This window comes from Arthrobacter sp. JZ12 (genome assembly GCF_035189165.1).
GTDB lineage: Bacteria > Actinomycetota > Actinomycetes > Actinomycetales > Micrococcaceae > Arthrobacter_D.
On record NZ_CP045246.1, the window covers coordinates 833,059 to 851,583 of the forward strand.

The following is an 18,525-nucleotide window of genomic DNA, read 5'->3' on the forward strand; positions in this document are numbered from 1 at the left end:
GATTGGCTTTCCCCAATCGCATTTTGCGTCTAGTCTGATCTGGTGCCCAACCAAACCAATTCTCCCTACGTCATCTCTGCCGAACGCCTGACGAAGCACTATGGCGATTTCGCCGCCGTCGACAACATTTCCTTCGATGTGCCGGCGGGAGAATCGTTCGGGTTGCTCGGTCCCAATGGTGCAGGCAAATCAACCACCATGAAGATGATCGGCGGGGTCTCGCAACGGACCTCCGGGAAGCTGACCATCATGGGGCTGGACCCGGAGCAGCACGGTCCGGAGGTGCGGGCGCACCTGGGCGTGGTGCCCCAGCAGGACAACCTTGACGAGGAACTCCGCGTCCGCGACAACCTCCTGGTGTACGGACGTTACTTTGGCCTGCCGATGAGCTATCTGAAGCCGAAGGCCGATGAGCTGCTCGAATTCGCGCAGCTGACGGACAAGGCAAAGTCCAAGGTGGACGCTCTGTCCGGCGGCATGAAGCGCCGCCTGACCATCGCCCGTTCGCTGATCAACGAACCCAAGATCCTCCTCCTGGACGAGCCCACCACGGGCCTTGACCCGCAGGCGCGGCACATCCTGTGGGACCGTCTGTTCCGTCTGAAGGAGTCGGGCGTTACCCTGATCCTCACTACCCACTACATGGACGAGGCAGAGCAGTTGTGCGACCGCCTCGTCGTCGTCGACAAGGGACAGATCATGGCGGAGGGATCTCCGGCCGCGCTCATACGCGAGCATTCAACGCGGGAAGTTCTTGAGTTGCGCTTCGGGTCCGAGCGCAACGCAACCGTCGCTGCCGAACTTGAGGGGATCGGTGAGCGCCTCGAGCCGCTGCCTGACCGCGTCCTGATCTACACCGACGACGGCGAATCCGCCCTTGAGCAGGTCACCGCCCGCGGGCTGCATCCCATCACGTCCCTGGTGCGCCGGTCCTCACTCGAGGATGTTTTCCTGCGCCTGACGGGTAGGAGCCTCATTGACTAGCGAGAGAACAGGCATGGCAAACCATGCCGCAACCCAGTCAACGACGGCGGCGCCCTCCCTCGCGGCCCACTCGCCGATCGTGTCGGCGGAGCGCGCCCGCAAGTTCGGCTCCTGGTACTACGCGGAGCATGCCCTTCGGGTGATGAACGGCTACCGCTGGACCCTGATCGCCTACAGCGTCGGCAACCCGGTCATGTACCTCTTTGCGATGGGCGTTGGCCTCGCCACCCTGGTGGACAGCAACAGCGCCGATGCAGCCTTCGGCGGCGTCAGTTACCTCGCCTTCATCGCGCCGGCCCTGCTCTCGTCAGCGACCATCATGACCGCGGCCACGGAGTTTACCTACCCCGTGATGGACGGCTTCAAATGGCGCCGGGTCTACTACGGTCCGCATGCCTCGCCGCTTGCAGTGCACCAGATCGTCAACGGTTACATCATTGCGGTGTCGCTCCGCCTGTTCCTGATGTCGGTGATCTACTTCGCGATCGTGGCGGCATTCGGCGCCTCGCCGTCCGCCTGGGGATCGCTCGCAGTTCTCGTAGCGGTGCTGTGCGGCCTGTCCTTCGGCCTGCCGCTGATGGCATATTCGGCCAGCATCACGGAGGACAAGGGGCAGTTCGCGCTGGTAATGCGGTTCATCGTTACGCCGCTGTTCCTATTCTCGGGAACGTTCTTCCCACTGACATCGCTGCCGATCGGGCTGCAGTGGATCGGTTGGATTTCGCCCCTCTGGCACGGAACCGAGCTCGGACGGGCGCTGACCTACGGCTACAGCGAGCCCCTGTGGCTCTCGATCGTGCATGTGCTGTACCTGGTGGCGCTGGCGCTTGTCGGCTGGGTACTGGCGCGGCGCCAGTATGAGCGGAGGTTGGGCCAGTGAGCAACGTGCTGACCGAACAGGACTACACCATCACGGTCAAGGACCGACCCTTCAGCGCCCTCTACGCACGCAACGCGAGGGCGGTCATCAGCCGCGGGCTGCAGGCTACCAAGAGCAGCAACTGGATGGTCATGGTTTCCGGCTTCTTCGAGCCGGTGCTCTACCTCATCTCCATGGGAGTGGGCCTCGGCTCGCTGGTGGGCGCCGTCGTCGGGCCCGGCGGGCAGGAGATCAGCTATGCGGCCTACATAGCGCCGGCGCTGCTCGCGGTCTCGGCCATGAACGGTGCGGTCTACGACTCCACCTGGAACGTGTTCTTCAAGATGAACTTCGCAAAGCTCTACCAGGGGATGCTCTACACTTCCCTTGGTCCGCTGGACGTGGCCATCGGCGAGATCTTCCTGGCGCTGCTGCGCGGAGCAATGTACGCCACCGGCTTTACCGCGGTGATGGGAATGATGGGGTTGATCACCACGCCATGGGCCCTGCTGATGGTTCCCGCGTCGGTGCTGATCGCGTTCGGCTTCGCGTCGTTCGGCATGGGAATCACGAGCTTCATGAAGACCTTCCAGCAAATGGACTGGATCAACTTCATCATGCTGCCGATGTTCCTGTTCTCCGCAACCTTCTACCCCCTCAGCGTGTACCCGGAACCGATCCAGTGGCTGATCCAGGCGCTTCCACTCTGGCACGGCGTTGAACTGCTGAGGCAGATCAGCGTCGGGATCTTCACTCCTGCGACGGCCGTCCACATCACCTACTACCTCGTCATGATCGTTGTCGGTATGGTGCTGACCACACTGCGCCTGCGCAAGCTGTTCCTGAAGTAACCGACCTGACATAGACCCGATGCAGACATAATTGACACAACGAACGGAGTTGAAACCGTGATCGGAAAATGGCACGCCACCGTCTTCGACTGCCCGGATACTGACAAGTTGGCATCCTTCTATGAGGACATGCTGGGCATGATCCGGGTCCAGCACGATGACAACGGGTGGATCACCATCGGTGACGCTCCGGACCGCCCGGCGCTCGCCTTCCAACAGGTGGAGGACTACACACCGCCCAAGTGGCCGGGACAGGAAATTCCCCAGCAGGTTCACCTCGACATCCGCGTTGATGATCTCGACGTCGCGGAACAGAAGGTGTTGGCCCTGGGGGCCACGAGCCTTGACTCCGATACGGAGACCTTCCGTGTCTACCTGGACCCCGCAGGCCACCCGTTCTGTCTCGTCTCGTGGTGAACCGGGCTTGATTGAGATACTGACGCCGGGTGAGGTCGAGGCAGCCCGACCGGCCGGTCGGTTCGTTGCTGCAACGCTGCGGGAGCTTCAGCGCCGAACCGTGCCCGGAACAAACCTGCTGGAGATCGATGCCTGGGCACGGGAGATGATCAGGGCAGCAGGAGCCACCTCCTGCTACGTCGACTATGCGCCGTCCTTCGGACGGGGTCCATTCGGCAAGGTCATCTGCACCTCCGTCAACGACGCAGTGCTTCACGGCCTGCCCCATGATTACGTGCTGCAGGAAGGGGACCTTCTGAGCCTGGACTTCGCCGTTGCCCTTCGGGGGTGGGTGGCTGATTCCGCAGTCAGCTTCACGGTAGGGAAGTCGGCGGATCCCAGGGACCAGCACCTGATCGACGCTACCCGCGCTGCGCTCGCTGCCGGAATTGAAGCAGCCCAGCCCGGCAGGCGGACCGGCGACATCTCGTACGCCATCGGTTCCGTCCTGACGTCGGCGGGGTACCGGGTGAACACCGAGTTCGGCGGGCATGGCGTGGGCAGCACCATGCACCAGGGGCCCCACGTCGCCAATATCGGCCGTTCGGGAAGAGGCTATGTGCTGCAGCCCGGACTCCTGCTGGCGATTGAGCCCTGGGTGATGTCAGGCACGGACAAGCTGGTTATCGATCGCGATGGGTGGACACTTCGCAGCGCCAACGGTCAGCGTGCTGCGCACTCCGAGCACACTGTTGCGATAACTGAGTCCGGCCCGGAGATCCTGACTGTCGCCGACGGTTCCTGACCGGCGGCCGCGAGCACTCTGCTCCCGCTCACGGGATGAGCTTCGCAAAGACGACGTAGTTGTCATCGAACAGACCGGTTGCCGGGTCATAACCGTCGCAGGTGATGAGGCGGAGCTCCGAGCCTGCGGTGTAGCCGTACACCGTCGCGGTGGGGAAGGCGTCCTTTGGGTATTGCTCACCGCGCACCATCTCGAAGGTCGCGGTGGTGCCGTCCGCCCTTCGAACCTCGATCCGGTCCCCGGATTTGAGGCTGCGCAGGTCAGCGAAGACTCCCGGGCCGCCGTCGGTCGCGTTGACGTGGCCCAGCAGGACGGCCGGTCCACGCTCGCCGGGGTGGGGGACTGGTTGTACCAACTCGCGGGCGCGCCAGGCCCGTCCGGCGGAACCTCGAGCGTGCCGTTGTCCCGCAGGCCGAGGGACAGTAGGTCGGACCCGGCTCCGATGGCGGGAATCGAGAAGGAGACGGGCTCTGATGCTTCGAGCACCGGTGGGAGCTCAGGCCCGTGAGCTGGTTCGGAAGAAGCGGACGTGGATGCTTCAGTGCTTGGGGGAGCGGCGGGTGAGGCGGATGGGGACGAAGAGGCCGCCGTCGTCGTGCCCGAGCTGGGAGGATCGCCCGCGGAGGTCGCGCTGCCGCAGCCGGTCAGAAGAAGCAGGGCGACCGCCGCAGAAGCACCGAGGCTTCCGCGGCGGCCGGAGCTGGAACTGATCATCGGTTGGATGATCCGTGCCTGCTGGCTTCCTGCTACTTGCTGGTTGCGCGGCGGACGGCGTAAGTGCCGCCGGCGGCTGCTGCGAGCACCAATCCGCCACCCAGCGCGATCATGCCGAGGTTGGAGCCCGTCTGCTGTTCGACGCCGGTGTCGGCACCGCCCTGAGGCATTGCGCCCATCTGCGACGCCATCAGCGTGCCGCAGAGGGCCGGCGAGGTTGCACCCAGCGGCAGGTCGGGGTTCAGGTCGCTCGGGGAGTTGAAGACTTCCTCGCTCACGCCGGCCGTAGCGGGATCGAGTCCGTGGACAACGACGACGGCGGTCCCGGCCTCGAGGGCAGCCTTGGTGTCAGCATTCACTTCGAAGGTACGCGAGACGGTGTAGGAGCCACCCTGGCCACCCAGCGTGAGGTCGAGGCCGGCTGCCGGGCTGGTGTCGCCGCTCGTGGACAGGGTGGTCACGATTCCGCCGTAGCCGCCGGCGCCTTCGCTGACGCTGACGATTCCGTCGCCGTTCTCGTCATTCTCCGGGGTGGGGCAGACACCCTGCGCACCGCCGTGGATGTGCTGGACGTGGGGGTACGGTCCGTCCATGAACGTCTCGGCGAGGCCGTTGACCGTGAGGTTCACCGTGGCCTGATTGCCCTGGACATCCATGGTGATGGAGCCGGAGCCCGTGGTGCCGTTGAGCTGGCCGAGGGTCGAGGAGTAGCTGGCAGCGTGGTCGTCAGCCAGGGCGGGGGCACCGCCGAAAGCAAGCATGCCCATGGCGATCGTTGGAACTGCGAGAAGAGCCTTCTTGTTCATGATTCCTCCGTGGAGCGGATGGGTGCGCACCGGATGTGCGCGCATGCCCTTCATTCGATGTGGGTTGCGTCACGGATGGGTGGAAGATTAAAAATTCTTTTCGCCGCTGGTGGAAGCCGGGCGGGGGCAGCATCCGGGTTTGCGACAATGGAGGCATGCAATCACTGGGATCCTCTGGAAAAACTGCGGGCAAGGGCCTGAGCCTTCGTATGGGCGGCGTCGGGATGGCCATCATGTTGGTGATCTTCCTGGTTGCCGTGGTCTTCGCAGCGAATGAGAACGACGTCGTTGGTTGGCTCGTCGTGATCATCTCCCTGGGGTGGCTCCTCATCTTCAGCTTCGTCGTTTTCACCGTCCGGTCCGCTGCCCGCAGGGCAAGCGCCCGGATCGAGGAGTTCAACCGCGGCGCCGGCGGCGGAATGGCCGGTAGGGGAGCGGCGGGTGCCGGGTCTGCAATGCGGGACGAGAAGCTGGACCACAGCTTCAAGATCGTCCAGGTCCAGGCGCGTGTGATTCGCGACAATCTCGGGAAGAACCAGGACATGGTGGACCGCGCCCTGGAAACCATCGAAATCACGTCCCACAATGCGCGCGGGATGATCAAGAATTCGGACGAGGGCCCCGTCGAGGGCACCGTCGTCGAGTGACGCTCCGGTAGAGTTGATCGGGTGAGTTCGGCACCAGTCCTGATTAGCGAGAAGGCCTCCGACGCGCTCCGCGTTGCCACTGTGAACGTGAACGGCATCCGGGCCGCATATCGGCGCGGCATGCAGGAATGGCTCGCAGACCGGGACGTAGACATCCTTTGCCTTCAGGAAGTCCGCGCACCGGACACCGTGGTCCGGGACCTGCTGGGCGACTCCTGGTACATCCTCCATTCCGAGGCGGCTGCCAAGGGGCGGGCCGGCGTTGCTGTCGCATCCCGCCTGGAGCCCACCTCAACCCGCGAGCACATCGGTGATGAGTACTTCGCTACTGCCGGCCGCTGGGTTGAAGCCGACTTCGAGGTTGCCGGGACCACACTGACCGTCGTCAGCGCGTACGTGCACTCGGGTGAGGCGGGTTCGCCGCAGCAGGAGGACAAGTACCGGTTCCTTGAACTGATGTCCTCCCGGCTGTCCGAGCTCCGCAGCACGCGCGACCATGCTCTTGTTGTGGGCGACCTGAACGTCGGCCACACCACACGGGACATCAAGAACTGGAAGGGCAATCTGAAGAAGGCTGGATTCCTTCCGGAAGAGCGGGCCTACTTCGACCACTTCTTCAGCGACGCCGTCGGCTGGGTGGACGTTCACCGCGATCTTGCCGGTGATGTCGACGGCCCCTACACCTGGTGGTCGTGGCGCGGCAAGGCCTTTGATAACGACGCCGGCTGGCGCATTGACTACCAACTGGCCACTCCCGAGCTGGCAGCAGCAGCCCTATCCGCCGTCGTCGACCGGGCGCCGTCGTGGGAATCACGGTTCTCCGATCACGCGCCGCTCGTTGTTGACTACAAGCTCCACGAATCTCAGGACTAATATGAATTCGCCACTTCAGCCGCGGCAGCGGGTCCTCTCAGGAATGCAGCCTTCCGGCAGTTCGCTCCACCTCGGCAACTACCTCGGGGCGCTGATCCAGTGGGTCCGCATGCAGGACACCCACGAGGCGATCTACTTCATCCCTGACCTGCACGCCATCACCGTTCCGCAGGATCCTGCGGAGCTCGCCGAGCGCACCCGCCTGACCGCAGCCCAGTACATTGCCGGCGGCGTGGACGTGAACCGCTGTACGCTTTTCGTCCAGTCCCACGTTCCGGAACACGCCCAGCTGGCCTGGGTCCTGAACTGCCTTACCGGCTTCGGTGAGGCATCCCGCATGACGCAGTTCAAGGACAAGTCCCTCAAGCAGGGGGCCGACTCCACGTCGGTCGGGCTGTTCACCTACCCGATCCTGCAGGCAGCGGACATCCTGCTGTACCAGCCCGAGGGCGTGCCGGTCGGCGAGGACCAGCGACAACACATCGAACTGAGCCGCGACCTTGCACAGCGGTTCAACACGCGTTTCGGTGAAACCTTCGTGGTGCCCAAGCCCTTCATCCAGAAGGAGTCGGCCAAGATCTACGACCTGCAGAACCCCACCGCCAAGATGTCCAAGTCGGCTAGCTCCGCTGCCGGCCTGATCAACATCATGGACGAGCCCAAGGTGACGGCGAAGCGGATCAAGTCCGCCGTCACGGACGACGGCACGGAGATCCGGTTCGACCGGGAGGGAAAGCCGGGAGTCTCCAACCTGCTGTCGATCTATTCGCTCATGACCGGAAAGGACATGGCCGACGTCGTGGGCCACTTTGAGGGCCGGATGTACGGCCACCTCAAGGTGGAGCTGGCCGACGTCGTCGTTGACCGGCTTGAGCCGATCCGGCAGCGCACGCTGGAGCTTCTGGGCGATCCGGGTGAACTGGACCGGCTGCTCGCTGTGGGCGCGGAGAAGGCCCGTCAGATTGCGTCCGCTACGCTGGCAGATGTGTTCTCGAAAGTAGGCTTCCTTCCCGCACTGGACCGCGGTACGGCGGGTGCCTTCTAGGATTATGAACCGGCCCATCAGCGATACCGAACAGCGCCAGCCCACCTACGTGGTGGGCCGGCAGGTTGTGGCGGAAAACTGTGTGGGAGTGGTCATCGCGATCCCAGACCCAATCGCCGGCGAACTGGAGCGTTGGCGGGCTTCCTTCGGCGATCCGATGGCGGCAATCGTTCCTCCCCACATCACATTGGTCACCACCACCCCTGCATCGGACTGGGTATCCACCATCGAACACGTCCGGGAGGTGGCTGCGACTCAACGCCCGTTCACCGTGACGCTGAAAAGCACGGGCACGTTCCGCCCGTTGACTCCGGTGGTCTTCATCAACGTCACCGAGGGGTTTGACGAGTGCGTGGACCTGCACGGCCGTCTTCAGGCCGGGCCCCTCGAGCGTGAGCTCGACTACCCGTATCACCCGCACGTCACCGTTGCACACGACGTCAGCGAAGCCAACATGGATTCGGCAGAGATTCAACTCGATGACTTCGAGGCTTCCTTCACCGTACGTACCATGGGACTGTACGAGCACGATGTGACCGGTGTGTGGAAACTACGGGAAGAGCTCACCTTTGGCCAAAACCCTGCCGACGGTAAAGAAGCAGAAGCAGGTACCTGAGACCCCGCTTCCAACGGATCGGGAAAAACTGCAGCTCAGGGTCCTGCAGACCCGCGGCGAGCTTGGCCGCGTGCGCCGCGAGAAGGGCGGGGGAGTGCCGGCCCTGCAGGCCACGATTCCCTACCTGCTTGCACGGCTCAACGCGTTCCGGCCTATGCGAGCCTTCCAGCTCTACACGAACCGCCATGGGCCCCTCATGGCCGCGGGAATCGCCTACAACATGTTCTTCGCGATCGCGGCGCTGCTGGTCGTAGGGTTCTCGATTGTGGGCCTGGTGGTCTCAGGGGACACTGCGCTGCAGGGCCTGATTGTCCGCGCCGTCGATTCGACCACTCCGGGTCTCATCGATACGGACGGTGAAGGCGGGGTTTCCGGCTTCGCCACTCCGGAGGAGCTGTTCAGCCTCGAGGCCTCGCTGAGCATCGCACTGGCAGTCTCCACCGTGACCATGCTCCTGACGGCGCTGGGCTGGATTGCCGGGCTCCGGGAGGGAATGCGCGGCATCTTCGATTTGCCGGCGCTGCAGACCAATCTGGTGCTGCAGAAGCTGAAGGACCTCGGCATTCTGCTGGTCCTGGCGGTGGTGCTGGTGGTGACCACCGGCGTCGGGCTCGTGGCGAACACCGTCATCGACCTGGTCCTGCAGTGGGTCGGGCTCACCAGCGCTGCCCGCCCGCTCACCCAGCTTGCCGGATTCGTTGTCACCCTGCTGCTGGACACCCTCGTGGCCGTCATCCTGTTCCGCACGGCATCCGCGATAGAGATGCCGCGCACAGTGCTGCTGCAGTCCGCCCTGATCGCCGGTATAGGTAGCACCCTGCTTCGGACTTTCAGCACGCTGCTGCTGGCCGGCGTGGACAGGAACCCGCTCTTGGCGCCGTTCGCGGTCATCCTGGGCTTGTTTGTCTGGTTCTTCCTGCTCAGCCAGGTGTACCTGATTGCCACCGCCTGGGGAGCGATCGGTGCCGCCGATGCGCGGTCCGCCCGTCCTTTGGAACGCGGAGGCTGGGCGCGCTCGCTGCTGCGCCGCAGCAAGACAACCCCGGCAGCCCGCACCCCCTAAAACTGTCCGAGAACGACGACGGCGCGTGCCACCGGTCGGTGGCACGCGCCGTCGTCATAGCGGTTTGAGACTGCTAGATCTTGCGGGTCAGGATGGCCTGCTTGACCTCCTGGATTGCCTTGGTGACCTGGATGCCGCGGGGGCAGGCCTCCGAGCAGTTGAAGGTTGTGCGGCAGCGCCACACGCCTTCCTTGTCGTTGAGGATTTCCAGGCGCATGTCGCCGGCGTCATCACGGGAGTCGAAGATGAAGCGGTGCGCGTTCACGATCGCGGCCGGACCGAAGTACTGGCCGTCGGTCCAGAAGACCGGGCAGGACGAGGTGCAGGCAGCACACAGGATGCACTTGGTAGTGTCGTCGAAGCGCTCGCGCTCCTCCGCCGACTGCAGGCGCTCACGCGTGGGTTCGTGGCCCTTGCTGACAAGGAACGGCATGATCTCGCGGTAGGACTGGAAGAAGGGCTCCATGTCCACGATGAGGTCCTTCTCCACCGGCAGGCCCTTGATGGGCTCCACGAGGATGGGCTTGGACGTGTCGAGGTCTTTCAGAAGCGTCTTGCAGGCCAGGCGGTTGCGGCCGTTGATGCGCATGGCATCCGAACCGCAGACACCGTGCGCGCAGGAGCGGCGGAAGGAGACGGTGCCGTCGTGCTCCCACTTCACCTTGTGCAGGGCGTCCAGCACGCGGTCCGTGCCGTACATGGTGAGCTTCCACTCGTCCCAGTGGGCCTCATCGGAGACCTCGGGGTTGTAGCGCCGCACCTTGAGGGTGATGTCGAAGGTGGGGATCTCGCCGCCTCCGCCTACGCCGGGTGCGAGGTCGACCTTCGAGGCCGGTTCTTTTTCGACAGTTGAGGTGCTCATCAGTACTTACGCTCCATGGGCTGGTAACGGGTGAAGACTACCGGTTTGGTCTCAAGGCGAACACCGCTGGTTTCGGTAGCGGAGGGATCCTTGTAGGCCATGGAATGGGTCATGAAGTTCTTGTCATCGCGCTCGGGGTAGTCCTCCCGGAAGTGGCCGCCGCGGGACTCCTTGCGGTGCAGGGCCGCCGCGGTCATGACCTTGGCCATGTCCAGCAGGAAGCCCAGTTCCACGGCTTCCAGCAGGTCGAGGTTGAACCGCTTGCCCTTGTCCTGGACAGTGACCCGGGTGTAGCGCTCCTCCAGTTTGTCGATGACCTCGAGGGCTTCCTTGAGGGTCTGCTCGGTGCGGAAAACCTGGACATTGGCGTCCATGATGTCCTGCAGTTCCTGGCGGATCTGTGAGACGCGCTCTCCACCTTCCGAGCTCCGCATGGTGTCCAGGAGCAGCTCCGTCTGTGCGGTGGGGTTCTCCGGGATCTCCACGAACTCAGCGGTGGCCGCATATTCGGCGGCGGCGATACCTGCACGCTTGCCGAACACGTTGATGTCCAGGAGCGAGTTGGTGCCGAGGCGGTTGGAGCCGTGGACCGAAACGCAGGCAACTTCACCGGCGGCGTACAGGCCGGGAACAACGGTGTCGTTGTCCTGCAGCACCTCAGCCTTGATGTTGGTGGGGATACCGCCCATGGCGTAGTGCGCAGTCGGGAACACCGGCACCGGCTCGGTGTATGGCTCCACCCCGAGGTAGGTGCGGGCGAATTCGGTGATGTCCGGAAGCTTGGCGTCGATGTGTGCCGGCTCGAGGTGCGTCAGGTCCAGCAGGACGTAGTCCTTGTTGGGGCCGGCACCGCGTCCCTCGCGTACCTCGTTTGCCATGGAACGGGCCACGATGTCGCGGGGAGCCAGGTCCTTGATGGTGGGTGCGTAGCGCTCCATGAAGCGCTCACCCTCGGCGTTGCGGAGGATTCCGCCTTCACCGCGGGCAGCTTCGGAAAGCAGGATGCCGAGGCCGGCAAGACCGGTGGGGTGAAACTGGAAGAACTCCATGTCCTCGAGGGGGATGCCGCGCCGGAAGGCGATGCCCATGCCGTCACCGGTGAGGGTGTGGGCATTGGAGGTGGTCTTGTAGACCTTGCCGACGCCGCCGGAGGCGAAGACGACCGACTTTGCCTGGAAGACGTGCAGTTCACCGGTGGCGAGGTCGTAGGCGACGACGCCGGCAACGCGCTTCTGGATGCGGGTGGCACCGTCGACGGTCACTTCCTGGTCCACCGTCAGCATGTCCAGCACGTAGTACTCGTTGAAGAACTCAACATTGTGCTTGACGCAGTTTTGATACAGCGTCTGGAGGATCATGTGGCCCGTGCGGTCAGCGGCATAGCAGGCGCGACGGACGGGCGCCTTGCCGTGGTCGCGGGTGTGGCCGCCGAAGCGGCGCTGGTCGATGCGACCCTCAGGGGTGCGGTTGAACGGCAGCCCCATCTTCTCGAGGTCCAGCACGGCGTCGATGGCTTCCTTCGCCATGACCTCGGCGGCGTCCTGGTCAACGAGGTAGTCGCCGCCCTTGACGGTGTCGAAGGTGTGCCATTCCCAGTTGTCTTCCTCGACATTGGCGAGGGCCGCGCACATGCCGCCCTGTGCGGCGCCCGTGTGCGAACGGGTCGGGTAGAGCTTGGTCAGTACAGCCGTCTTTGCCCGCTGGCCGGATTCAATCGCGGCGCGCATGCCGGCGCCGCCTGCGCCCACAATGACGACGTCGTACTTATGGACCTGCATACCTGTGCTCTTTCTGTTGAAGCTGGTCGTGATGAATTGGGGGTACGGACTCTCTTGCCGCAGCCCCGTGATCGTCGCTAGGGCGCCGGGCAGTAGTCGGCGACGTGCGGTACGCCGTTCACGACCGGGCAGGGGTCAAAGGTGAAGATAACCAGGGTGCCGAGGACGATGATGACGATCGTGGCAACGTAGAGAACAGACTTCAGCCAAAAGCGGGTGGAGTCCTTCTCGGCGTAGTCGTTGATGATCACGCGTACGCCGTTAGTGCCGTGCAGCATGGCCAGCCAGAGCATCACGAGGTCCCAGACCTGCCAGACAGGGCTCGCCCACTTGCCGGCAACGAAGCCGAAGTCGACGCCCTCAATGCCGTCGCCGGCAATCATGCTGGTCCAGAGATGAACGAAGATCAGGACAACCAGAACCACGCCCGAAAGCCGCATGAAGAGCCAGGCGAGCATTTCGAAGTTGCCCTTCGAGGTGCCCGTGCGGCGGTACTGCGGAGCGATGCGTCCGGAGCGGGGGGATTCAACGATGGGAGTTGACATGGCTCAGTGACCTCCGAACACGACAGAGAGATGGCGGATGGAGAAGCCGATCATAGTGACAGCCCACAGACCGATCACTGCCCACAGCATCTGGCGGTGGTAGCGGGGACCCTTCTTCCAGAAGTCCACAAGGACCACGCGGAGACCGTTGAAGGCGTGGAAGACAATCGCGCCGACCAGCCCCAGCTCTCCGAGGCCCATGAGCGGGTTCTTATAGGACTCAATAACTACGTCGTATGCCTCGGGAGAGACCCGCACCAAGGAGGTGTCGAGGACATGCACCAGAAGGAAAAAGAAGATCACGACGCCGGTAATACGATGTGCAACCCAGGACCACTGGCCTTCGCGGCCGCGGTAGAGGGTGCCTGCTGGTGTCTTCGACACTGAAAATACCTCCCTGTGTCGCGAAGGCGTTAGCGTGGCTTCCACGCTGGCAAGCGCCCTCGCGAGAGCACTCTTCAATCAAGACTAATCTAGGGTCCCTTGTGGAGTCGCTCAATTTAGGACGCCCTACGGTGTGACCTTGTTAACACCGGCCGTTCATCGGGGAGTAACCCGGATGCTCTGCCCTGTGCCTGCGATTCACGAGAAGTGCACTCAATTACCAGCTGGTGGTCATCGCCGTCGCGAGGCTGCATTAATGTGGAAGCGATGAGTACTCAACCCAGCAGCCCCCTGGACCGCTTCCACGGCGTCATTCCCGCAGGCGGAACCGGAACCCGCCTGTGGCCCCTGTCCCGTGCGGCAGCGCCGAAGTTCCTGCATGACCTCACCGGGTCGGGCAGCACACTCATCCGTGCCACCTACGAGCGGCTGCTGCCCCTGAGCGGCGAACGCATCATGGTGGTCACCGGGAAGGCGCACCGCCGGGCAGTGCGTGCGCAGCTGCCGGAAATTCGGGATTCCGATCTCGTGCTCGAAAGCGAGCCCAAGGATTCTGGTGCTGCCATCGGCCTTGCCGCCGCTATCCTGTACCACCGCGACCCCGACACCATCATGGGTTCCTTCGCCGCCGACCAGGTGATCGCTCCGGTTGAGGATTTCCAGGCGGCCGTGCGCGAGGCTGTATATACCGCCGCCGAGGGCTACATCGTCACAATCGGCATCCTTCCCACGCACCCCTCCACCGGGTTCGGCTACATCCGGGCCGGGGACGCGCTCAACATCCCGTCGGCGCCGAGTGCGCAGTCTGTGATCGAGTTCGTGGAGAAGCCGTCGGTAGCCGTCGCCCGCGAATACATCGACAGCGGGAAGTACAGCTGGAACGCGGGTATGTTCGTTGCGCCGGTCGCACTGATGCTGAAGCACCTTGAGGCAAACGAACCGGTGCTCTACGCCGGGCTTATGGAGATCGCCGAGGCCTGGGACACCCGAGCCCGCAACGAGGTGGCCCGGCGCGTCTGGCCCACCCTTCCGAAGATCGCCATTGATTACGCGGTCGCTGAACCGGCGGCAGCAGCAGGTGACGTCGCCATGATTCCGGGGCCTTTCAGCTGGGATGACGTCGGCGACTTCGCCGCCATCGGACGCCTCAACCCGGCCACGGAAAACAGCAACCTGAAGGTCATGGGGGAGGGCGCACGCGTCTTCTCGGAGAATGCCTCGGGAATCGTGGTGTCCGACACCAAACGGGTAATCGCCCTAATCGGCATTGACGACGTCGTCATAGTGGACACCCCCGACGCACTTCTGGTGACCACCAAGGAGCACGCGCAGGAAGTGAAGAAGGCGGTCGAGGCCCTGCGGGCGAGCGGCGACGTCGACGTTCTCTAGGCCGGCTGGGCGGCCAGTAAGCTTGTTCCGTGCAGAAATCTCCAACTGATCCCGTCGTCGTACCGCACATCGGTGTGTGGCTGGCTCCGCTGCTGGATGAGTTGACCCGGTTTCGCCGCGACATTCACGCCCACCCCGAACTGTCCCACAAGGAGTACCGCACCACCGACCGGCTCGTTGAGGTGCTCGAAGCTGCGGGGCTTCAGCCGAAGCGACTGGAAGACACGGGACTGTACGTGGACATCGGCGACGGTGACGTGAAGATCGGGCTGCGCGCGGACATTGATGCACTGCCGATCCTCGAGGAAACCGGCCTTCCGTACGCCTCGACGATCACGGGCGTGACGCACGCGTGCGGACACGACATCCACACCACGGTGATGCTCGGCGTCGCGCTGGTCCTGGCCAAGATCGACGCCGAAACCCCGCTGGCAGGGCGCGTGCGCGTCATCTTCCAGCCGGCAGAGGAAACAATGCCCGGCGGGGCGCTGGACGTCATCGCCCAGGGCGTTCTCACGGACGTTCCGCGCATCCTCGCCCTGCACTGCGACCCGCGCATCGACGTGGGCCTCGTCGGCACCCGCATTGGTGCCATCACATCCGCGTCGGACACCGTGCGGGTCGAACTAAGCGGTCGGGGCGGCCATACCTCGCGCCCGCACGTGACCGAGGACCTGGTCTTCGCCCTCGCGCATATCGCAGCCAACGTCCCCGCAGTGCTGTCCCGCCGTATCGACGTGCGCAGCGCCGTCTCCGTTGTCTGGGGACAGATCCACGCGGGATCGGCTCCCAACGCCATACCGGCCCACGGATTCATGTCCGGCACCATGCGCTGCCTGGACGGAGAAGCGTGGGAAGCTGCCGGTGACCTGATGGACGACACGGTGCGGCAGCTCGCCGCACCGTTCGGGGTCGACGTGAAACTTGAGCACGTCCGGGGCGTGCCTCCAGTGGTGAATACCGAGGCCGAGACCGGACTGATCGAAGCCGCCGCCCGTGCCGAGCTGGGGCCGGACGCCGTCGTTCTCACGCCCCAGTCGATGGGAGGCGAGGATTTCGCCTGGATGACCCAGCGAGTGCCCGGCGCCATGATGCGCCTTGGTACCCGTACACCCGGAGGCGAAACCTACGACCTTCACCGCGGGGACTACCGTCCCGATGAGCATGCCATCGGCTGCGGCGTGCGGGTCATGGCCGCTGCGGCGATGCGGGCAGTCCTCGGGTTGCGTCACTAAAGCCCCTCACTGAACCCCGCGGCTAACCTCCGCGCCGGCCGGGACATTCCGGAAACAGCCTCCGGGAATGTCCCCGGACGCCCGACGGTTGGCAAGCGAAGTGAGCACTTCAACCTCTTTTCGCGTGCCCCTGTCCGTCCTCGATCTCGCCACCGTGGGTTCGGGTAAGACCAGCTCCGACGCTTTGGCAGACAGCGCTCGGCTGGCCGAGGCAGCTGACCGGCTCGGCTTCACCCGCTTCTGGGTGGCTGAACACCACAACATGCCTTCGGTGGCGTCTACCAGCCCCGCCGTCCTGATCGCGCACCTTGCAGCTCGCACCGAGCGGATTCGTCTTGGTTCAGGCGGCGTCATGCTTCCCAACCATGCGCCGTTCGTTGTCGCCGAACAGTTTGCGCTGCTCGAGGCGCTGCACCCCGGACGCATCGATCTCGGCATCGGCAGGGCGCCGGGCACCGACCAGATGACCGCCCTGGCCCTGCGCCGGCAGGCCGACGGACTCGGTGTCGAGGAATTCCCCCAGCATGTCCTCGAAGTGCTTGCGCTGCTCGGCGACAACCGGACTCCCGACCGGGCGGTGAGGCTGGTAGCGACGCCCTCGCCGTCGTCGTTCCCTGATGTGTGGCTGCTCGGCTCAAGCGGTTATTCCGCCCAGCTGGCAGGCATGCTCGGCCTGCGGTACAGCTATGCCCACCACTTCGGCAACGAGGATCCGGCCGCAATCATGCGGCTCTACCGCTCGAACTTCCAGCCGTCTCCAGCACTGCAGGAGCCCTACGCGATGCTGGCCACCTCCGCCCTCACGGCGGAGACCGAGGAGGAAGCACAGTATCTTGCCGGTCCCTCGCGGATCATGGCGTTGTCCCTGCGGTCCGGGCATCCAGCGCCGATCGTTTCCCCGGAGGAAGCGGCGAAGCGGGTGCTGACCGAGCAGGAGGAGTTCATGCTCCAGCACCTGCCCGCCATCAAGGCGGTAGGGACACCCGAACAGGTCACCGCGCGGCTCGACGAACTTATCCGCCTTACAGGAGTGCAGGAAGTCATGGTTACCGGAACAACGTACGACGTCGGCTCCCGGATTGATTCCCTGGTCGCCCTTGCTGAGACCTGGCGAGCAGAGCGAGCAGAGCGACCAGTGGAATCACAGCGAGCAGAACAGTCAGAGCCTGCCGCTGCGGGCACTGCACCCGCAGCGGGATAGGTCAACCTACTGATTGGTAACAAAAGTTGAACAATGTGGGTACAACGCCCCTGTTTGGTAGTGTGCCCAATCACTCCGGCGCTAGAGTAGGCTCGTCATCCGGTCCCGGTCGCAGCGGGACCGTCGCCACGAACATCAGTGACAACAGAGCTTGTAGCCCACAGCAGGGCGTTACAGACGGACACTCATTGATCTCTCGTTCATGGGCTCACTTCTTATCGGAGGAACATTGAAGAATTCACGGAGCTTGACAGGGCGCCGCACCGGCATGTCCGCTGCCGCCCTGGGGGCTGCAGCCCTTCTCCTCGCCGGCTGCGGCGCGCCGCCGGCCGAGGAAGACGGATCCGATCCGGCGGCTGCCGGCACTGACTACACCGGCTGCATCGTCTCCGACTCGGGCGGATTCGACGACCAGTCGTTCAACCAGTCCAGCTACGAGGGCATCCAGGCCGCCGAGGAGTCCCTCGGCATCGAGGTTCGCCAGGCAGAATCCCAGGCTGAGACGGACTTCACCCCCAACGTGAACTCCATGGTCTCCGCGGGCTGCGACATGATCGTCACCGTCGGGTTCCTGCTCTCGGCGACCACTGCGGAGGCTGCGGAAGCCAACCCGGACACCAACTTCGCCATCGTCGATGACAACCAGATCGATCTGCCGAACGTGAAGCCGATCATCTACGACACGGCCCAGGCTGCCTTCCTGGCCGGTTACCTCGCCGCCGGAACCTCCGAGACCGGCAAGGTCGCCACCTACGGCGGTATCCAAATCCCCACGGTAACCATCTTCATGGACGGGTTCGCGGACGGCGTGGCCTACTACAACGAGCAGAAGGACGCGAACGTCGAACTGCTCGGCTGGGATAAGGACGCGCAGACCGGAACCTTTGTGGGCGACTTCGAGAACCAGGCGGCGGGCAAGACCAACACCCAGAACTTCATCAATGAGGGCGCCGACATCATCATGCCGGTGGCCGGCCCTGTCGGCCTGGGCACCATTGAGGCGGTTGAGGAGGCAAACGCCGACGGCGGCGCCACCAAGGTGATTTGGGTCGACTCCGACGGTTTCGAGACAGTTGAGTCGGGCACCGAGTACATCCTGACCTCGGTCATGAAGCTGATGGGCGATGCCGTTGAGCAGGTCATCACCGAGGATGTCGAAGGCAACTTCAGCAACGAGCCGTACGTCGGCACCCTGGAGAACGGCGGCGTTGCGCTGGCACCGTTCCACGACCAGGAGGAAGCCGTCTCGGACGAGATGAGGGCGGAGCTCGAAGAAATCCAGGCGGGCATCGTCGCCGGTGACATCACCGTTGAATCAGAGGCAAGCCCCCAGTAACACCAGCAACGCAACGCGCCGCCCGCGCCCACAGGATGGTCCAACAATCCTCGGCGCGGGCGGCGTGTTCGCGTTACGGTTGAACCGAATTGCTAACCGCCGGGAACGGGCAGGAACGCCCTGCCCGGCCCGGAGC

At 64.1% G+C, this 18,525-nt stretch carries 20 protein-coding genes; 14 read left to right on the plus strand and 6 right to left on the minus strand.

What is annotated here, in order from left to right; genetic code table 11:
* The first annotated feature begins 42 nt into the window (after positions 1 to 42).
* Genes GC088_RS03985 through map form a run of 5 tightly spaced genes read left to right on the plus strand, consistent with a single transcriptional unit; the run spans position 43 to position 3,895 of the window.
* Positions 43 to 984, plus strand: coding sequence for an ABC transporter ATP-binding protein (locus GC088_RS03985; RefSeq protein ID WP_323960709.1), 942 nt, complete (start codon positions 43 to 45; stop codon positions 982 to 984).
* 13 nt (positions 985 to 997) lie between these two features.
* Entirely contained in the window at positions 998 to 1,864 is an 867-nt protein-coding gene (locus tag GC088_RS03990) for an ABC transporter permease (protein WP_323960711.1), read from the plus strand.
* Positions 1,861 to 2,694 carry an ABC transporter permease gene (locus GC088_RS03995; protein WP_416377494.1) on the plus strand — a complete coding sequence of 278 codons (834 nt, stop codon included), beginning with the start codon at positions 1,861 to 1,863 and terminating at the stop codon, positions 2,692 to 2,694. The genes GC088_RS03990 and GC088_RS03995 overlap by 4 nt, the downstream gene beginning before the upstream one ends.
* A gap of 57 nt (positions 2,695 to 2,751) precedes the next feature.
* Entirely contained in the window at positions 2,752 to 3,111 is a 360-nt protein-coding gene (locus GC088_RS04000) for a VOC family protein (RefSeq protein WP_323960713.1), read from the plus strand.
* Positions 3,112 to 3,118: 7 nt separating this feature from the next.
* On the plus strand, positions 3,119 to 3,895 hold the full coding sequence (map, locus tag GC088_RS04005) for a type I methionyl aminopeptidase (RefSeq protein ID WP_323960715.1): 777 nt from the start codon (positions 3,119 to 3,121) through the stop codon (positions 3,893 to 3,895).
* Between the two features lie 28 nt (positions 3,896 to 3,923).
* Here map and GC088_RS04010 read toward each other — a convergent pair whose 3' ends face one another.
* On the minus strand, positions 3,924 to 4,250 hold the full coding sequence (locus tag GC088_RS04010; protein ID WP_323960717.1) for a sortase domain-containing protein: 327 nt from the start codon (positions 4,248 to 4,250) through the stop codon (positions 3,924 to 3,926).
* Positions 4,251 to 4,641: 391 nt separating this feature from the next.
* Positions 4,642 to 5,415 carry a hypothetical protein gene (locus GC088_RS04015; RefSeq protein WP_323960719.1) on the minus strand — a complete coding sequence of 258 codons (774 nt, stop codon included), beginning with the start codon at positions 5,413 to 5,415 and terminating at the stop codon, positions 4,642 to 4,644.
* A gap of 155 nt (positions 5,416 to 5,570) precedes the next feature.
* Here GC088_RS04015 and GC088_RS04020 point away from each other — a divergent pair, with 155 nt between their 5' ends.
* The 5 genes from GC088_RS04020 to GC088_RS04040 are packed head-to-tail and all read left to right on the plus strand — an operon-like array spanning position 5,571 to position 9,659.
* Positions 5,571 to 6,062: a hypothetical protein gene (locus GC088_RS04020; RefSeq protein WP_323960720.1), complete on the plus strand. Its 492-nt coding sequence runs from the start codon at positions 5,571 to 5,573 to the stop codon at positions 6,060 to 6,062.
* Positions 6,063 to 6,083: 21 nt separating this feature from the next.
* Entirely contained in the window at positions 6,084 to 6,935 is an 852-nt protein-coding gene (locus tag GC088_RS04025) for an exodeoxyribonuclease III (protein WP_323960722.1), read from the plus strand.
* A 1-nt stretch (position 6,936) separates the two neighbouring features.
* A complete protein-coding gene (gene trpS / locus GC088_RS04030; protein WP_323960724.1) occupies positions 6,937 to 7,980 on the plus strand; it encodes a tryptophan--tRNA ligase in 1,044 nt (347 codons plus the stop codon).
* A gap of 4 nt (positions 7,981 to 7,984) precedes the next feature.
* Positions 7,985 to 8,596: a 2'-5' RNA ligase family protein gene (locus GC088_RS04035; RefSeq protein WP_323960726.1), complete on the plus strand. Its 612-nt coding sequence runs from the start codon at positions 7,985 to 7,987 to the stop codon at positions 8,594 to 8,596.
* On the plus strand, positions 8,550 to 9,659 hold the full coding sequence (locus GC088_RS04040) for a YihY/virulence factor BrkB family protein (protein ID WP_323960728.1): 1,110 nt from the start codon (positions 8,550 to 8,552) through the stop codon (positions 9,657 to 9,659). Before GC088_RS04035 ends, GC088_RS04040 begins: the two co-directional genes overlap by 47 nt.
* Before the next feature lie 73 nt (positions 9,660 to 9,732).
* On the opposite strand, the gene GC088_RS04045 is transcribed toward GC088_RS04040, so the two are convergent.
* From GC088_RS04045 to sdhC, 4 genes are all read right to left on the minus strand, one after another.
* On the minus strand, positions 9,733 to 10,521 hold the full coding sequence (locus tag GC088_RS04045) for a succinate dehydrogenase iron-sulfur subunit (RefSeq protein ID WP_323960730.1): 789 nt from the start codon (positions 10,519 to 10,521) through the stop codon (positions 9,733 to 9,735).
* The gene (sdhA, locus tag GC088_RS04050; RefSeq protein WP_323960732.1) at positions 10,521 to 12,299 is read right to left on the minus strand and encodes a succinate dehydrogenase flavoprotein subunit; all 1,779 of its coding nucleotides are present in this window, start codon (positions 12,297 to 12,299) and stop codon (positions 10,521 to 10,523) included. Before sdhA ends, GC088_RS04045 begins: the two co-directional genes overlap by 1 nt.
* Positions 12,300 to 12,376: 77 nt before the next feature.
* Positions 12,377 to 12,844 carry a succinate dehydrogenase hydrophobic membrane anchor subunit gene (locus tag GC088_RS04055; protein ID WP_323960734.1) on the minus strand — a complete coding sequence of 156 codons (468 nt, stop codon included), beginning with the start codon at positions 12,842 to 12,844 and terminating at the stop codon, positions 12,377 to 12,379.
* Between the two features lie 3 nt (positions 12,845 to 12,847).
* Positions 12,848 to 13,228, minus strand: coding sequence for a succinate dehydrogenase, cytochrome b556 subunit (sdhC, locus tag GC088_RS04060; protein WP_323960736.1), 381 nt, complete (start codon positions 13,226 to 13,228; stop codon positions 12,848 to 12,850).
* 267 nt (positions 13,229 to 13,495) lie between these two features.
* Between sdhC and GC088_RS04065 the strand changes: the two genes are divergently transcribed.
* The 4 genes from GC088_RS04065 (at position 13,496) to GC088_RS04080 (ending at position 18,389) form a co-directional block, all read left to right on the plus strand.
* Positions 13,496 to 14,617 (plus strand): mannose-1-phosphate guanylyltransferase, encoded by a 1,122-nt coding sequence (locus GC088_RS04065; protein WP_323960738.1) that lies wholly within the window; start codon positions 13,496 to 13,498, stop codon positions 14,615 to 14,617.
* Between the two features lie 29 nt (positions 14,618 to 14,646).
* The gene (locus GC088_RS04070) at positions 14,647 to 15,852 is read left to right on the plus strand and encodes an amidohydrolase (protein WP_323960740.1); all 1,206 of its coding nucleotides are present in this window, start codon (positions 14,647 to 14,649) and stop codon (positions 15,850 to 15,852) included.
* A 100-nt stretch (positions 15,853 to 15,952) separates the two neighbouring features.
* Positions 15,953 to 17,053, plus strand: a complete 1,101-nt coding sequence (locus GC088_RS04075) for an LLM class flavin-dependent oxidoreductase (RefSeq protein WP_323960742.1) — start codon at positions 15,953 to 15,955, stop codon at positions 17,051 to 17,053.
* Positions 17,054 to 17,282: 229 nt separating this feature from the next.
* A complete protein-coding gene (locus GC088_RS04080; protein WP_416377495.1) occupies positions 17,283 to 18,389 on the plus strand; it encodes a BMP family lipoprotein in 1,107 nt (368 codons plus the stop codon).
* Positions 18,390 to 18,525: the final 136 nt, after the last annotated feature.

What these genes read in the sequence shown, in the direction of transcription:
- GC088_RS03990 (WP_323960711.1), top strand. Translation starts at nt 998, where the DNA reads ATGGCAAACCATGCCGCAACCCAGTCAACGACGGCGGCGCCCTCCCTC.
- GC088_RS04015 (WP_323960719.1), bottom strand. Translation starts at nt 5,415, where the DNA reads ATGAACAAGAAGGCTCTTCTCGCAGTTCCAACGATCGCCATGGGCATG.
- GC088_RS04020 (WP_323960720.1), top strand. Translation starts at nt 5,571, where the DNA reads ATGCAATCACTGGGATCCTCTGGAAAAACTGCGGGCAAGGGCCTGAGC.
- trpS (WP_323960724.1), top strand. Translation starts at nt 6,937, where the DNA reads ATGAATTCGCCACTTCAGCCGCGGCAGCGGGTCCTCTCAGGAATGCAG.
- GC088_RS04035 (WP_323960726.1), top strand. Translation starts at nt 7,985, where the DNA reads ATGAACCGGCCCATCAGCGATACCGAACAGCGCCAGCCCACCTACGTG.
- GC088_RS04045 (WP_323960730.1), bottom strand. Translation starts at nt 10,521, where the DNA reads ATGAGCACCTCAACTGTCGAAAAAGAACCGGCCTCGAAGGTCGACCTC.
- sdhA (WP_323960732.1), bottom strand. Translation starts at nt 12,299, where the DNA reads ATGCAGGTCCATAAGTACGACGTCGTCATTGTGGGCGCAGGCGGCGCC.
- GC088_RS04055 (WP_323960734.1), bottom strand. Translation starts at nt 12,844, where the DNA reads ATGTCAACTCCCATCGTTGAATCCCCCCGCTCCGGACGCATCGCTCCG.
- GC088_RS04065 (WP_323960738.1), top strand. Translation starts at nt 13,496, where the DNA reads ATGAGTACTCAACCCAGCAGCCCCCTGGACCGCTTCCACGGCGTCATT.